At 53.4% G+C, this 14,801-nt stretch carries 14 protein-coding genes; 4 read left to right on the forward strand and 10 right to left on the reverse strand.

The window, feature by feature from the left end; translation table 11 throughout:
* The first annotated feature begins 12 nt into the window (after window positions 1-12).
* The gene (locus KP80_RS15235; RefSeq protein ID WP_052284503.1) at window positions 13-1,119 is read left to right on the forward strand and encodes a fimbrial protein; all 1,107 of its coding nucleotides are present in this window, start codon (window positions 13-15) and stop codon (window positions 1,117-1,119) included.
* 71 nt (window positions 1,120-1,190) lie between these two features.
* On the opposite strand, the gene KP80_RS15240 is transcribed toward KP80_RS15235, so the two are convergent.
* The 10 genes from KP80_RS15240 to KP80_RS15285 form a co-directional block, all read right to left on the reverse strand.
* Window positions 1,191-2,201 carry an ABC transporter substrate-binding protein gene (locus KP80_RS15240; protein ID WP_052284504.1) on the reverse strand — a complete coding sequence of 337 codons (1,011 nt, stop codon included), beginning with the start codon at window positions 2,199-2,201 and terminating at the stop codon, window positions 1,191-1,193.
* A gap of 12 nt (window positions 2,202-2,213) precedes the next feature.
* Window positions 2,214-4,340, reverse strand: coding sequence for a TonB-dependent receptor (locus KP80_RS15245; protein WP_052284505.1), 2,127 nt, complete (start codon window positions 4,338-4,340; stop codon window positions 2,214-2,216).
* A gap of 226 nt (window positions 4,341-4,566) precedes the next feature.
* Entirely contained in the window at window positions 4,567-5,022 is a 456-nt protein-coding gene (locus KP80_RS15250; RefSeq protein ID WP_052284506.1) for a hypothetical protein, read from the reverse strand.
* Between the two features lie 123 nt (window positions 5,023-5,145).
* Window positions 5,146-5,913 (reverse strand): heme ABC transporter ATP-binding protein, encoded by a 768-nt coding sequence (locus KP80_RS15255; protein ID WP_052284507.1) that lies wholly within the window; start codon window positions 5,911-5,913, stop codon window positions 5,146-5,148.
* Window positions 5,910-6,902, reverse strand: coding sequence for a FecCD family ABC transporter permease (locus KP80_RS15260; protein ID WP_052284508.1), 993 nt, complete (start codon window positions 6,900-6,902; stop codon window positions 5,910-5,912). The genes KP80_RS15255 and KP80_RS15260 overlap by 4 nt, the downstream gene beginning before the upstream one ends.
* A 53-nt stretch (window positions 6,903-6,955) precedes the next feature.
* A complete protein-coding gene (gene chuY / locus KP80_RS15265) occupies window positions 6,956-7,579 on the reverse strand; it encodes an anaerobilin reductase (protein WP_052284509.1) in 624 nt (207 codons plus the stop codon).
* Window positions 7,579-8,073, reverse strand: coding sequence for a heme utilization cystosolic carrier protein HutX (gene hutX, locus KP80_RS15270; protein WP_052284510.1), 495 nt, complete (start codon window positions 8,071-8,073; stop codon window positions 7,579-7,581). The genes chuY and hutX overlap by 1 nt, the downstream gene beginning before the upstream one ends.
* A 12-nt stretch (window positions 8,074-8,085) precedes the next feature.
* Window positions 8,086-9,426 carry a heme anaerobic degradation radical SAM methyltransferase ChuW/HutW gene (gene hutW, locus KP80_RS15275; protein ID WP_052284511.1) on the reverse strand — a complete coding sequence of 447 codons (1,341 nt, stop codon included), beginning with the start codon at window positions 9,424-9,426 and terminating at the stop codon, window positions 8,086-8,088.
* A 20-nt stretch (window positions 9,427-9,446) separates the two neighbouring features.
* Window positions 9,447-10,271, reverse strand: a complete 825-nt coding sequence (locus tag KP80_RS15280; RefSeq protein ID WP_052284545.1) for a heme/hemin ABC transporter substrate-binding protein — start codon at window positions 10,269-10,271, stop codon at window positions 9,447-9,449.
* A 2-nt stretch (window positions 10,272-10,273) separates the two neighbouring features.
* Window positions 10,274-12,427, reverse strand: coding sequence for a TonB-dependent receptor plug domain-containing protein (locus KP80_RS15285; protein WP_052284512.1), 2,154 nt, complete (start codon window positions 12,425-12,427; stop codon window positions 10,274-10,276).
* Between the two features lie 350 nt (window positions 12,428-12,777).
* Here KP80_RS15285 and KP80_RS15290 point away from each other — a divergent pair, with 350 nt between their 5' ends.
* The 3 genes from KP80_RS15290 to KP80_RS22555 all read left to right on the forward strand — a co-directional run bounded on the left by KP80_RS15290 (window position 12,778) and on the right by KP80_RS22555 (window position 14,610).
* A complete protein-coding gene (locus KP80_RS15290; RefSeq protein WP_082221752.1) occupies window positions 12,778-13,095 on the forward strand; it encodes a tail fiber assembly protein in 318 nt (105 codons plus the stop codon).
* Window positions 13,096-13,451: 356 nt separating this feature from the next.
* Window positions 13,452-14,303, forward strand: coding sequence for a DUF6387 family protein (locus KP80_RS15295; RefSeq protein WP_052284514.1), 852 nt, complete (start codon window positions 13,452-13,454; stop codon window positions 14,301-14,303).
* A 100-nt stretch (window positions 14,304-14,403) separates the two neighbouring features.
* Complete coding sequence (locus tag KP80_RS22555) at window positions 14,404-14,610, forward strand: helix-turn-helix transcriptional regulator (protein WP_001071602.1); 207 nt, start codon at window positions 14,404-14,406, stop codon at window positions 14,608-14,610.
* Window positions 14,611-14,801: the final 191 nt, after the last annotated feature.

Genomic DNA, 14,801 nt, shown 5'->3' on the forward strand with positions numbered 1-14,801 from the left:
AAGGTCATGAACATGCGCAGAAATTATCGGTTTGTCTGTTCTCTTATTCTGCTGGCCGCCGCCATCTCCAGTCCGCGCGTATGGGCGGAGAATTGCAGCAATACCGTGGGTGATATGACCATCAACACGCAGAACATTCAGTATCTGCCGTCGCTGCCGGTCAATTCACAGATGTCACATTCGATGGCGGATAACGGTAGCGGTATTCGTTTCACCTGTGATTTACAGGCTCCTGCAGCGGGTTGGAAACGGCTGGTTTATCAGCAGATAGATACCAACGGTGCGGCAACGGCTATCAACGGTGTCCATATTTTTCCCACCAAACTTGATGGGCTAGGTTATTCGCTCGGTTTCCAGTGCAACGGTGGGGCGGTGCATTACATTGATGGCAGTACATCGCCTGCGGGGAATCAGTCGGCGACGATCTGCGACAGCGCAGATATGCCCACGTTGCTGTCGCAAAAAGAGATCGTTATCAAAGCCTACGTCACGTTCTACAAGACCGGTGAAATTCAGCTCTCTGGGGGAAATCACGCCAACGTCGATGCGCAGCCGCAGGTCGGGCAACTGTTTATGGATCTGACCTCCGCGACGGGTAACGGGACCACAACCACACAGCCAACCTTCCTTGGGCTATCGGCATTGAACGTTGATATTGGTGCCAGCGGCAGCTGCCTGGTGACCACACCCACGATTAACGTAGCGCTGGGTTCAGTCAATAAATCGGCGTTCAAAGGGGTCAATACCACCGGCGGCAGTGCGCAGAACTTTGCCATTCCGGTTTACTGCACGCAGCCGACGGATGTGCGTATTGGTTTCTTTGGCCTGGAGGTAGGGGCGGGGTTCCCGGATACTCTGGCACTGACGCGGCTCAGCGGCGCAGCAAGCGGCGTTGGCGTCAAGCTGAGCTATGGTAGCAATGATGCACCGGCCCCCGCGGCGGGGACGGCGGTGAAAATCAATGAAGCGACCAATCTTCCGTTGCTGAAAAAAGTTACGGCAAGTAATGCCGCCAGCGCCGAGCGGATTAATTTCACTGCTCAGTATGTGCAGACGGAAAGCGCAGTGGGGGCGGGGATTGCCAACAGCATGGCGACCTTTACGTTGGTGTATAACTAAAACGAGCGGCTTGAATGTGAACGTTGGCCGGATAAGGCGATATTGTTATCCGGCCAATTGAAGATGCCGGGTTAGTTTATCGGCGGCTGGGCGTGCAAAATACGCTGCGCTTCGTCAGCACTCAGTGGGTAATCAAAGAACTGGCGGTAAAAATCCTGCGTCACTTTTGCCATCTCTATACCCGGGAATAGGTCCGGATGCAGTTTCTGCGCCGCCCACTGGATCTGTAGCGCACTTTCAGTGCCGTAACGATCCCACGGGAAGACGCCAGCAGGGTTTTGCCACAGGTGGCCGTTTTTCACGGCTTTCAGCCCTGAGAACAGTTGCGCATACGGCGAGTCCGCCAGCGTGCCGCAGTTGGCGCCAAGAATAATGACATCTGGCTGCCAGGCCAGCACGCGCTCTGCGGAGACCTCTTTCATATTACCTTCAATTCCCTGCGCCGCATTTTTACCGCCGGCGAGGTTAATCCAGGTATCAATTAACGTGTGGCTACCGTCCACTTTCAGCGGTTTTAGTGACTGAATGTGCAAAACGGTAGGGCGCTGTGCCTGAGTCAGACTCTGTGTTTTGTTCTGTACGTTGTCGAGCGTGGTTCGCAAATACTGGTTATAGGCTGTTGCCCGCGCGAGCGCATCGGCAGTGCCGAGTACATCGGCGGTGGTGGTCACCGATTTCATCAGCGATGGATAGTCGGTAAATGCCATCTCAAGCGTGGGGAGCCCCGCCTGACGATAGCCTTGCGCTTTATCGTTACCCTTTGAGGTAAACACCACGTCGACCCGTTTGGCGAGCAGGCTCTCCGGGTTGAAAGCGGTGCCGCGAACCTGTAGCGCCTGATTGAGCGTTGGGGCAATTTTAAACATCCACGGCTGGCTGTCCGGGTGATTGACGGTGGCGACGATTTTACTTCCTGCTCCCAGGGTCATCAGCACGGAATGGTGGGCAAACCAACCGTCGGCAATAGCATTCACCTGGTCGGGAACGGTTACGGTATGGCCGGCATCATCCACCACCTGGCGAGCGGCCAGTGCGGGGAAGGCCAGCCATGCGCAGAGCAACCACGCATGGCGACGTTTCATGTATCAGATTCCTTAAAAATCAATTTGCATCGACAGTTGAGCCTGACGCGGCGCACCGAGTTGAGCGCTGGCGTTACCCGCACCGGTATAGCCGGTAAGTGCGCCCGGCACCACGTTAGTCCAGTAGCGGCGATTGGTCAGGTTGGTGACATCGAGACGGAAGGTAACAGGCGTGTTGAACATGCGAGTGGCATAGCTGCTGCCCACATCGACGGTGGTGTAACTGCCCACCCAGCTGTCGTTAGCATTATCCGTCGCACGGCGGCCAATGTAGCGCACATTGGTATCCACATCGACGCCCGGCAGCTGTTCAATGCTATAAACCGCCAGCATGCTCGCCGTGAAGCGTGGCAGGCCGACCACTTGTTTACCGTCCGCCGTTTCGCTAGCGGTGTCGTGCAGGCGCGGATCAAGCCAGGTGGCACCGCCAAACAGACGTAAGTTGCGGGTGACGTGACCGTCAGCCATTAGCTCCAGCCCCCGGTTTTTCTGCGTACCATCTTCGGCAAAAATGCCGTCATCGTTGGTGTAAGCAAACGGACGTTTGGCCTGGAATACGGCGGCGGAGAGCATCAGATCGTTGATAGGGGCATATTTCGCGCCGAATTCAATCTGGTGGCTACGGTACGGGGAAAGAACTTCACCGGAGTTGCTGGCACCTGCCGGGGCGGTATCGCCCTGCTGCATGCTGTCGGCCCAGGTGGTGTACAGCGTTACGTTATCGACCGGTTTGTACATCAGGCTGGCAGAGCCGCTGGCGCCGTTGTCTTTCTTATCGCTGGTCTGTTTGCCGGTTTTATTGTAGTTGCTGACCGTAAACAGGTTTTCGCTACCGGAAAGCAGCAGACTCCACTGTGGGCTAAAGTGCAGCGTATCGCTCAGCAGGAAGGCGTGCTGTGTTGTCGTTGCCGATTGATAGCGTGAATCAAAATCAGGATACGGTGGACGCGGATAAACCGGATTCTCGTCGAGAGAGGATTTGCCCAGCGTAAAGGTACCGCCGGCGACCGGGTTATAGTTTTTCCACACAAAACCGCGCACCCCGGTGCTGATATCGTGACTTAACCAGCCGGTATCGAAGCTGCCGGTCAGGTTGGCCATATAGCTGTTGATGGTGAAGCGGCTGGCGGCGGAGTCCGATGTCGTGGTGGTGTAGTTTCCGCGATTATCGGTCAGCGTGTTGGTGACGGTGGTGGATTCTCGGTCAGCAATCTGGCGCAGCACGCCAACGTCTAACAGCCAGTTACCGTCAAAATCATGCTTGATATGCAGGCTGGCGGTGCTGGTTTCATCATCGTTACCGGCGTAGCTCTGGCCATATTTAGCTTTGCTCGCATCCAGCGGAGAAGGGAAATGAACCCCTTTCGCTAGCGCAAAGGATCCCGGCATCCCTTTTTCGTAATAGTGGTAATAGCTGAAATTGGTTTCCAGAACCGTTTTATCGGTGAGCTGGAAATCCAGCCCCAGACTCGCCAGCTGACGGCGTTTATGGCTGCCGCTGGTGTAGCCGTGGCCTTCATCATTAAGTAGATTAAGGCGATATTTTACGCGGTCGCCGTCATCAATCGGGCCGCTAAAATCCATCGAGGTTAGCGTGCCGTTACCGGTGCTGGCTCCGACGGTGACGCGGTGCAGCGGGGTATCGGTTGGGCGTTTGGAGACAAGGTTAAACATCCCGGCTGGATTTGCTGGCCCGTACAGTGAACCCGCCAGCCCACTGAGCACTTCCACACTCTGGAATTGCTCGGCAGCGTATTCGGTGGTGGAGACGGTATTCAGGCCATCAATCATGTGGTTTTGCACCACGCTGCCCTGCATACCACGGGTCTGCGGACGAACGCCATCACCTTGAACGGAAGGCATATAGCGATAAACATCTTTCACACTTTTGAGCTGCTGCTGGCTGATAAACGGGGCTGACAGGGTTTGTACTGACCAGGGAACATCAATCAATGCTCGTTTGCCAAGGCTACCCAGCGTGGCCTGTTTTTCCGCAGCCGGGGTTTCTTGCGAGGTGCTGTCGGCGGCTGGGCTTGCGGAGACGACCATCGTATCGTCGGCGTAGCCTGGTTTGCTGATTGCCAGGCACGAGAAAGCCAGCAACCCCGTGGCGAACGGTAGTTTTTTATTGTTAAACATATTCAAATTCAATTTGTTAGCAGAAAGACTGGTGGTAACTGGGTTACCATCTACGCATGAGGGGAACAGCTATTATTATTTGTGTGATGAATATGATGGGAGTATTCGTTATGTATGTCAATATACAACGAAGGGGTAGGAAAATGCGCTGGCGTAGTTGGCCAGAAAGAAAACATAAAAAAAGCCGGATGTTTCCATCCGGCTTTTTGTTATTAAGAACAGGGGATTACTCGCTAATTTTCTTCTCAAGCGAGCTGGCACCTTCTTTGGTTTTATCCCAGCCTTCCTGAGCGCCTTTTTTCGTGGCATCCCACCCTTTTTGGGAGGTCTCTTTGGTTTTGTCCCAACCTTTCTGGGTGCCTTCTTTGGTCTTATCCCAGCCTTTCTGCGTCCCTTCTTTGGTGGCATTCCACCCTTTCTCAGTCCCTTCTTTGGTTTTGTTCCAGGTTTTTTGTGCGCCTTCGCTAACCTGGCTGCCTACGCTGTCACTTTTCCCTTCCGCAGCGTGCTTAGACTTCAGCTTCAGCTCTTCGCCCTGGTGTTGTGCCTGATGCAGTTTCTCTTTTGCCGTATTCGCATTTTCTTGCGCAGCGGCAACTGTTTCGTCAGTGGCGTGTGTGGTCGCAGCGAAAACAGGAGAAGCCAGCAGAAGAACAGACAGTGCAATTGTTGTTTTTTTCATAATACTTCCTCATCAGTTAGTGAGCGTTAGCAAGGATGGCATAGACAAATGGATGAGGCTTTAGGAATAAACTGTAATTGAATCATTGTGTTCCAAATGGGGCGTAATCCGACCCCACGGAAACTAGCGATCCAACATAATTAACGGTGCATTATCAGGCGCGTGCGCGACGCTAATTTCGGCCTGATAGAGATTCCTTAATGCGGTCTCGGTGAGCACTTCCTGCGGCGTACCGTTATCCACAATTTGGCCTTTTTCCAGCAGAATGATGCGATCGGCGTAGCGCGCAGCCAGATTCAAGTCGTGCAGTACGCAGCAGACGTTAAACTGCCGTTTGTGCACCAGTTGGCGCAGCAGACGGAACAGATGCTGCTGGTGGTGGATATCCAGCGCCGAGGTAGGCTCATCCAAAAACAGCCATTTCGGAGAGGGTTCTGGTTCCCAGAGCTGAACCAGCAAACGTGCCAGCTGCACCCGCTGTTGTTCTCCGCCGGAGAGATGGCGATAGTCGCGGGAGGCCAGTTCATTACAGCCGCACAGCGCCATAATGTGTTCGGTTTCATCACGCGGATTACGGGTCCGATGCGGGTGGCGGCCCATCCGCACCACTTCCATGACGCTGAACGGGAAGGCCATATGGCAATTCTGGCGCATTACCGCGCGGGTTTTTGCCAGCTCCGCCGTTGGCCAATCGCGTAAAGGCCGTCCGAACAGTGAGCAATGGCCGCTATCCGGCTGGAGATAGCCGGTCAACTGGCGCAGCAGCGTCGATTTTCCTGCACCGTTTGGCCCGAGGATCGCCACAATTTCACCGCCGGGCAGCGTCAGGGAGACGTTATTGGTCAGACAGCGCCCGTTGATACTAAAAGTCAGATTTTGGGCGTCAATCATAGCGCTCTCCGGGTACGTAGGATCAGCCATAAAAAGTAAGGGCCGCCAATCAGGCTGGTTAACAGGCCGACGGGCATTTCCGCAGGCTGTACCAGCGTCCTAGCCAGCGTATCGGCCACCAGTAATAAGCAGGCACCGGCGAGCGTGGAGCAGGGGATAAGCCAACGGTGATCGGCACCGATAGTCATGCGGATCAGGTGTGGGATCACCAGCCCAATAAAGCCAATGACGCCGCTGACAGAAACCGCCGCGCCGACCAGCAGTGAGCTTATCAACAGCAGTTGCTGACGCTTACGTTTGACGTTAACGCCGAGGTAGTGAGCTTCTTCGTCGCCAAGCTGCAACAGATTCAGCGTATTCGCCAGCCAACCGGTCGCCATTATCGCGGGAACCGCAAATGAGGCGGCGACCAGCAGCGTCGGCCACTGCGCCTGTCCCAGGCTTCCCATCATCCACAGCGTCAGCTGACGCAGCTGCTGTTCATCACCGACATAGCTCAATACGCCAATCGCCGCGCCGCACAGGGCGTTGATGGCAATACCGGCCAGTAAAAGCTGCATCATGCCGCCGTGGGTATGGCGCAGGCTTATCAGGAAAATGACCGCGCACACCACCAGGCTTCCGGCAACGGCGAAAATCATCTGCTCATAGAGTAAAAAGACGGCGGGAAGTGAAATCGGAAAGATGATGGCAACGCCTACCATTAATGCGGAACCGCTGCTGACCCCGAGCAGGCCGGGGTCGGCCATAGGGTTGCGAAATAACCCCTGCATAATCACGCCCGCCGTTGCCAGCGCGCCCCCCACCAGCACCGCTAACAGCACGCGCGGCAGGCGAATATTGAGCCAGATATCGCGGAATTGTTCATCCTGCAGGGAGGCGAAGGTAATTTTCAGCGCGCCCTGACTGGCTCCGACCAGCACAAGGGTCGCCAGAATGAACAGCAGGCCGATGAAAACGCTAAAGGAAGAGAGGGAATCCTTAAACACGCAAGTCTCCATAACACATCGTTGCGGCGCTGTGAGCCAGCGCCGCGTGGGGATTAGGCCGGTTTTAGCTCAGGCTCGACCAGGCTGTAGACCTGTTGATTGAGCGCCGGAGCGCTGGCCAATGCCTGAATATGTGCCGCGACGTCGGCGCGCTGCACAAAGCCATGCACTTCCTGCTGTTGGCTACGCAGTGCTTTGCCGGTGGCCTCACCGTTCAGCAAGCCGCCAGGACGCAAAATGGCGTAATCCAGCGTGCTGGTTTGCAGCCAACTTTCCGCCAGTGATTTCTCTCTTACCGCTTGGCCAAATGCCGCTTTTGCCCGTGCCGAAAGGAACGGCCAGCTATCGCCACAACCTAGTGAGGTGACGAGAATCATGCGTTTGAGGCCGGCTTTTTCGGCTTCATCAATTACCGTGCGATGTGCCAGATAATCGTGCGCACCGCCCATCGATGAGATGACCGTCGCCTCTGTCCCCGCGGCCTGACAGGCCTGCGCAACACAATCGGCGTCACAGGCATCACCGATAAACACGTTGACGCCTTTGGCTTGCAGGCGCGCAGCGGCTTCCTGATGACGCACCACCGCCACCACTGGGCGCTTTTCAGCCAGCGCTAGCTCAACGGTCAACGCGCCCACACCTTTGCCTCCCGCGCCAAAAATCAGCCATGGGTTCATCAGGCATCCCCTTTGAGTACGGCAGCCAGCGTACGGAAGGCATCAACCTGTTCAGCCAGCAGCTGGCGGTGGTCATCGCGACCCAGGAAGATTTTAAACATCGCATTGCCCGCTGCGTTGAAGAACAGAAGTGAGGCGGTATCCATCGCCATGAATTTGCGTTCGACCAGCGCGATGTGGGTGCAGTTTTCAGCTTTAATGTGCCCAGTCATGCCCTTTTTACCGCGCAGGTTAAAGTAACCATGACGGTGGAAACCGGACGGCAGTTCGCCAGTAAATTCCAGAATCACGTCGGCAGAGTGCACAAGCGTGGTCACTTTTCCCCATTCGCAGACGGTATCCCAGACGGTATCAAACTTGTCACCGCTCACCAGCGTGTGTGATGGCAGGCTTTTTACCACCTCTAGCAGCGTGGTGTTGTATTGGCTCGCAATGGCTTCCAGGGTGCCGTCCGGTTCGGTTTTCATGAAATCCTGCAAAGAGACGTTGCTCATCATTAACTCCTGTTATGGGGTTTCTACCGCAATCCGCGGTGCGTTAAGCTCCTGAATCAGTTCATCAAGAGACTGTAAAATGTTGCTGGCCCAGAAGCGGCCTTCGTTGGTCAGTCGCAGACAGGTTGAGTCATCCAGCGTTAACCCGGCCTTATGCCACTGCGTCAGCAGTGGGGCGAGTTTTGCCGCGTGCGGGGTCAGCGTATCCAGTGGCACACGGGCGGTTTCGACGCCAGCCTGTAAGGTATGGCGCCACTGGAAACCGCGTTCGGCGGTACGCATCATCATCATCAATGGTTTTTGTCCAGCAGCGATTGATTGATGCCAGTTATCAAGATTGCGTTCCACCATCCACGAGTAGCCGTTGACCGAGCCGCCTGCGCCGGAGCCTAACGCCAGGCAGTCTGCACCTTGTTTAATCAGTAAATTGTAGAGGTTGCGCTCGCGGGTGGTGCGCGCCCAATGGCTGTTGCTGATACAGCGCCAACCTGCCTTATCCATAAAATCACAGCCTTGCAGATAGAAATCGCGGCGCTCAGCGGGCTGAGGGACCGTGGTGCGGCCGTTTTCTACCGCTTTGCCGAGCGGCGTATTGGGCAGCAGGTTAAGCGCGTAAAGATCCACGCCGTCCAGCCCGATATCGCGAGCGATCGCCAGATCCTCGCCCCACAGTTTGGCGTCCTGGCCCGGCAGGCCGAACAGTAAATCGCACACCACGGCAGCTCTGTCGCGACGGACTAATCCCTCCATAAAGGCAATGGCGGTTGGGCCATCGGAGGTGCGCGCCATCTTCTTGCGGATTTTGCTGTTAAACGACTGAATGCCGATGGAGAAGCGGTTGGCACCCGCATCGAGACAGGCGTCAATACGCGCGTCGTCGAAGTTCAGTACCCGGCCCTCAATAGTGATTTCACAGTCTGGCGCCAGCGGCAGGCGTTCGCGCAGTGCGGTAATAATGCGCGCCAGATCGTGGGCGGAGAGTGCCGACGGCGTACCGCCGCCGAAATACACCGCGTGAATAGGCGCCGACTGATGCAGAACGCTATCGGCTTCCATTTCAATTTCACGCAGCAGCGCGTCGGTATAGCGTGTGCAGCTCTCCTCCTGATAACGGTTCTGGTAGAAGCCACAGAAAGTGCAATGGGTGGCGCAAAATGGAATGTGCAGATACAACAGTCGCTTGCGCGGCGGAGTCGCCTGGCTGAGCACCTGTTGCCAGGTTTGCGCTAGCTGCTCTTTGGCAACAGGGATTGCGCCACGCCAGGGCATAGTGGCTCGGCGATCTTTGAAGGGCTGTCCGCCCTCCAGCGCAAAGTGCGGGGTTAAATCCAGTTCGTTTGTCGTAGTGTGCATCACGGGTCTATCAATATCCTTTAGTTTGGCCAGAACTGGCGGTGCAGCGTTTCAACGGCATCGGCGACGCGTGGCCCCATGCCCAGAATCAGGGCCTGATCGAGGATGACGATGCGCTGGTTTTTCCATGCGGCGGTGCGAGTGAGCCCGGCGACCGTGCTGAGACGGTTGATATCACCGTCGACCATTTGTGAAGTGACGACAATCACTTCAGGGTTAGCGGCAATTAACGCTTCCGCGCTGTAACTACGGTACTGCGGGTGTTGGGCGACGTTCTGCGCGCCAGCCAACGTCATAATGGCATCCGCCACGCTGCCTTTTCCTGCTACCTGCGGCGCGCTGCCGCCGGCGCTTAAGATAAACATCGCTTTGATTGGGGCGGGTTTACTGGCGCTGCTCTGGGCAACAGCGTCCAGACGCTGGCGCAGCGTATTAACCAACGCATCGCCTTGCATCCCGGCGTTGAGGTTTTTGGCCAACGTATGAATGTTGGCGTACATCTGCTCAACGGTCGCCGGAACGCGCGGTAGAGTGATGACGTTCACCTTCTGCGCGCGGAGCTGATCGAATACCAACTGCGGGCCCGCGTCCTGCCAGGTGATAAAGCTGTCCGGACGCAGCGATAAAATGCCTTCGCTGCTGAGCTGTTTCCAGTAGCCGATATGCGGTAGCGCTTGGGTTTCCGGTGGGTATGAGGTGGTTTCATCGACGCCGACGACGCGCTTTCCCGCGCCGATGGCATAAATCAGTTCGGTGAGGGAACCACCGGCTACCACGATGCGTTCTGCCGCCTGTGTGCTGAACGTGCAGATCAGCGCCAGGAGTCCTATGGCTATTTTTTTCATCATCAGAAGTTCCAGGCAAAGCCAACGGCTGCGTTAATGCCTGCCGCCGGAATGGATTCATGCGCCGTGCGATAGCGTTTATCGGTCAGGTTATTGAGCGCCACATTGACCTGATACTGGTCGTTGGCACCAAATTCCGTGTTGACCGCCAGGTTCAGTGTCGCCCAGCCCGGCGTGCGGGTTTCCTTGGTGCCGGTATCGTCTTTAGCGCTGGAGGCTGCGCGAATGTAGATATCAGAAGTGACGTTAGCGACGTTCAGCATCAGCGTGTGTTTTAGCCCGACCCGGCCGTTGACGGTCGGCTCGCCGGTGTTGGTGGTTTTCAGTGTCGGCCCTTCGTACTGACGGCGAATCAGGTTGCCGCTAACGTACGGGGATACCGCCCAACCGTTGTATTCCGCGCTGAGCTCCATACCCCAGGTTTTAGCTCGGTCGATGTTGTCGTAGTAGTAATAGCTGCCGCGCGAAGTGGCGATATTGCCGTTGCACAGAGCCTGGCCTGAACAGGAGACGCTGGCGATATAATCTTTCGCTTCTGAATAATAGACGGCACCGTCAACCATCCACAGATTGCCGTTGTAGCGTGCACCTAGCTCGTAGTTATTAGAGTGCTCGGCTTTCAGATCGGGATTGCCGTAAGTGACGCCGCCGCCTGCGGTGGTCTGCATAAACAGCTGGCTGAGGGTTGGGAAGACGTAGCCTTGCGCAAAGGCCGCGCGCAGCTCGATATTGTCGAAGCCGGAATAGCGCAGGCTGGTGGCAGTGACGAATTCATTATCGTGGGCGGACTGCTCGGCCAAAGAGGTGTCGCTGGTCACGCCGTTGACGGTTGATTGTGCATCGCCTCGGGTAAGTTTTGACGATAACCAGTATTGGCGCGCACCCAACGTCCAGGTCCAGTTGTCGGCAAAATGCCAGTCGTTCTGGGCGAAAAGTGAGGTATTGCTTTGTTCGGACTCGTTATACGAGGTGGTGCGCGTTTCTTTGGCAAACATCGCATTGCCGGTGATTGCCTTTTGGTCCGTGTAGCCATTCGAGGTCTGGGATACCCGATCGCGCTGATACTGTGCACCGACCACCAGATCATTGTTTGCCGGTAACGCAAAGTTGCTCTGTAACGTCACGCCTTGGGTGTACTGCTTGTCTTTGGTGGACGTCTGATTGCGAATAGTGAGTGCTTTGGCAAGGGGCACAGGAACAACCTGAGTGGTCGCAACCTCGTTTTCAAACGTGCGATCGATAGTTTGCTCGTAGGCATCGAGGTGGATCTTCTTCAGATAGTCGCCGTCCACATCCATGTCGTAGAACAGGCCGATCTTTTCACGCTCCAGCTTGGGGATCTTGACGCTAAAGGCATCGTACTCGCCGTCCGGATCTTCAAAGTAAGTCTGCGTTGCTAGGCGGTATCTGTCGAGCGACAGGCCAAAGTGATGCTTGTCGAGGTTGTAGCCTAACCAGAGACCCTGACCGTTATTACGGTTGTGGGTATTGGGCAGGCGGCCGTCCGGCGTATCGCGATCGCCCTGATCGGAGTAGCTGCCGTTAATCCGGTAATCTAACTGGCCGATGCTGCCCCATGCCGCAGCTGACTCTTCCCAGCCCATGCTGGCCGAGTTGTAAACGGCTTTTACCGTGCCCGCGAGTGGCTTATCGCCGCCTTTTTTGGTGATGAAATTCACTACGCCGCCGATAGCCTGAGAGCCGTACAGCACCGAATAGGGGCCTTTCACCACTTCAATACGTTCAAGAGACGACTCATCAATCAACAGGCCACCGCCATAGTTTTGTCCAGCGCGCTGGTAAGTCACTTCCTGTCCGTCGATTAAAATTAATACGCGTGAAGAGGCTTCGCCACGAATACGAATCTGTTTGCGGCCAGCAAGGGCGTTATCGGTAATCTCAACGCCGGGAATGTCTTGTAAATCATCAGCAATAGAACTGTTGGTGGAGTTTTTTAGCATCTGGCTGTCGATAACCTGGATGGTCGCCGGGCTCTCCCAAAGGCTGCTCTCCGAACGATTCGCGGTGACGATAAGCGTCTCTTCTTTGTTGGCATTATTCTGCGCTTTGTTAGCCGTGGCGGCTGAAGCAGCACCTGCAATAAAGAGCGGCAGGGCAGAGAGTACACAGGCCCCTCGAGTAATGGAGTGTAGCATCGTTAACCTATAAATGATTATTGATATGATAATAATAATTACTATCAATTACATTTACATATGAGCGAGTGAGCGTCCAGATATGAAGGTATAAACAAAATGCATCTTTGATTTGTGTCAATTTCTAACGGCGATTACAAGATGAAACGTGATGAAGATCACCTGAGAAAAGGCAACATTGCGCAGTTATATGATCGGATTTGCAACACTTAAAGAGCTGAAATAAACACCAATTGTTAAGCGTTATTTCTCGATGTATCGCTTAAGGCAACAAGATACCAGACCGGAGAGTGAACTTTACGTAAGTTCGGTTGGCGCTTTTAAGTGGGAAACACTAAACCCACTCACGAATCGCCCCGGTTGCTCGTTACGATAAGTGGAATGGCAGTGAGTGGTTGACTGATAAAGCCGAACAACATTCTGAAGATGTTGAGGTAGCAATCCAGTTTAAACGACTGCTTATCGAAGAAGCGAAATCAGCCATCGCTCCACTGCAAAGCGCAATTAAGCTGAACATGGCTACTCATGGAGAAGTTAAAGAGATGGTGCTGTGGAAGCAGTACTGGACCCTGTTGCTATGCGTTGACGTCAACTTTGCGCCTGATATTGACTGGCCGGATAAACCCAAGAGAAAACGAGTCGTGCATGCTCAGCAAGCTAGAGCATGATGATGCTTCAACACAAAAACAAAAAAGCCCGCAAAAGCGGGCTTTTAGGACTTCAACGGATGACTCTGGTAATCACCGATGGAGAATTTTGGGCTGGCGTCCCTGTAACTAGATATCTATTTGATTGAATTTTCTAGATAACTGTTGTTTCTGACTTTATCTTTGGTTCTATAAAGGAACCTTAAATCGTAACGGCATGAACCCCTGAAAATAGCCCGTTGGCAAACTGTATCAAAAAATATCAAACCTCTTGGTTCAACTTCCTGATGTCATCTGAACTCATTTCATTGGTCTTCCTTTAACATGTCGATTACGTTAGCTACATACATTAAGTCTTCCGCCTGTTGGAGATTGTTATGAAAAACTGGTCAGTTGAGCATACGAGAGAGGTGAAGAAGTGGCTGGATATAGATACATATCGAGGATTCGAAGAGCTTCCGCTTATACACCTCTACCATGAATTGCTGGCAAGGACATTGTTCTTCAAACCATATCATGAAGAATTTGAAGCAGAAGCGGTCAGACTTTACATTGAGCGGATTTTCATCGGAAAACCGTTTCTTATTACAGAACAACATCTTGGATACCTCACAAGAGAAGATACCCTTTACCAGCCACCTCACTTCTATCTGACAACAACTGAAAGACTGGCGCAACTCAGTATTGTGGGGCTGCGAAATTCACTTTTCTTCTGGGAGGGAGGGGATGAGTACTCGGTTAACCGTGAACTCCTCGATAGCCCTGTTTCAGAAGCTCTCCCCAAGTTGTTCAGGGATACTGTCATGGTCGAAATCGATCTTGCAAACGGGACAGATGAAGAGATCGCTGAATCACTCAAAGCTGCGCTACCTCAATGGCGTAAAGTACGGGGCATCGAAGCCGATACATCTGATTCGATCAGGTTTGGCTATGGCACCATCAAGAAAATCATCAATTACAGACTCATTCCTATGATTGACATCCTGGTATGGTCAAAATTGCATAAAGTACGTATATCAGAAGACCGCCTTTCCCGCCTGTTGTATACAGATGACGATGATGAGATCAACACTCGCCTGAACCACCAAATCAGGGATACGGACAAACCACTTGCTTTGAAGGCGGCGAGTATACCTTTTATTCGCCAGTTTCATCTGTTCATCAACAAGAACAGCCATTTGAAAAAGATCAGAGTTTCAGAGGTGATGAAAATCTCAGATTCTGACTAAGGCTAACCTCTATTAGCTCTGGCGTTCTCAGCTTCTGTCTCTTTCTTGCTGATTCATTCGTATAGTCATTTCCATCAAAACGACACAAGAGGAAGCGACTATGAATCAGCACAATACCCGCCTTATTCGTTTACCAGAGGTTCTCAATCGAACCGGTTATGGTAAAGCCTGGATCTATCACCTAATCAGCAAAGGATGTTTCCCATCACCAGTAAAAATTGGATCTCGTGCAGTTGCTTTCATTGAAAGTGAAGTGGAAGAGTGGATTCAATCAACTATCGAGAATTCAAGAAAGCATGTTGCTTAAGAGGAATGTTGCTACATCGATCTTTTAACTTTTAATAATGTTAAGGAAATAAATTTAGAGACCTTATAAGTTCACTGACTGAGTTTCAAAAAAAACGAGGTTTTGTAAAGTTTCAATCTAAAAAATTACTATATTTAACGTAATTCTTTACCTTTTTTCTGGCAGAGCTTTTGCTATAAGGTTTAGAGATG

The sequence above is a fragment of the Kluyvera genomosp. 1 genome, from assembly GCF_001266615.1.
In the GTDB taxonomy this organism is placed as follows: Bacteria; Pseudomonadota; Gammaproteobacteria; order Enterobacterales; family Enterobacteriaceae; genus Kluyvera; species Kluyvera cryocrescens_A.

Excerpts from the sequence above, each read along its gene's own strand:
- KP80_RS15235 (WP_052284503.1), top strand. The coding sequence starts at position 13 with ATGCGCAGAAATTATCGGTTTGTCTGTTCTCTTATTCTGCTGGCCGCC.
- KP80_RS15240 (WP_052284504.1), bottom strand. The coding sequence starts at position 2,201 with ATGAAACGTCGCCATGCGTGGTTGCTCTGCGCATGGCTGGCCTTCCCC.
- KP80_RS15245 (WP_052284505.1), bottom strand. The coding sequence starts at position 4,340 with ATGTTTAACAATAAAAAACTACCGTTCGCCACGGGGTTGCTGGCTTTC.
- KP80_RS15250 (WP_052284506.1), bottom strand. The coding sequence starts at position 5,022 with ATGAAAAAAACAACAATTGCACTGTCTGTTCTTCTGCTGGCTTCTCCT.
- KP80_RS15255 (WP_052284507.1), bottom strand. The coding sequence starts at position 5,913 with ATGATTGACGCCCAAAATCTGACTTTTAGTATCAACGGGCGCTGTCTG.
- chuY (WP_052284509.1), bottom strand. The coding sequence starts at position 7,579 with ATGAACCCATGGCTGATTTTTGGCGCGGGAGGCAAAGGTGTGGGCGCG.
- hutX (WP_052284510.1), bottom strand. The coding sequence starts at position 8,073 with ATGAGCAACGTCTCTTTGCAGGATTTCATGAAAACCGAACCGGACGGC.
- hutW (WP_052284511.1), bottom strand. The coding sequence starts at position 9,426 with ATGCACACTACGACAAACGAACTGGATTTAACCCCGCACTTTGCGCTG.
- KP80_RS15280 (WP_052284545.1), bottom strand. The coding sequence starts at position 10,271 with ATGAAAAAAATAGCCATAGGACTCCTGGCGCTGATCTGCACGTTCAGC.
- KP80_RS15285 (WP_052284512.1), bottom strand. The coding sequence starts at position 12,427 with ATGCTACACTCCATTACTCGAGGGGCCTGTGTACTCTCTGCCCTGCCG.
- KP80_RS15295 (WP_052284514.1), top strand. The coding sequence starts at position 13,452 with ATGAAAAACTGGTCAGTTGAGCATACGAGAGAGGTGAAGAAGTGGCTG.
- KP80_RS22555 (WP_001071602.1), top strand. The coding sequence starts at position 14,404 with ATGAATCAGCACAATACCCGCCTTATTCGTTTACCAGAGGTTCTCAAT.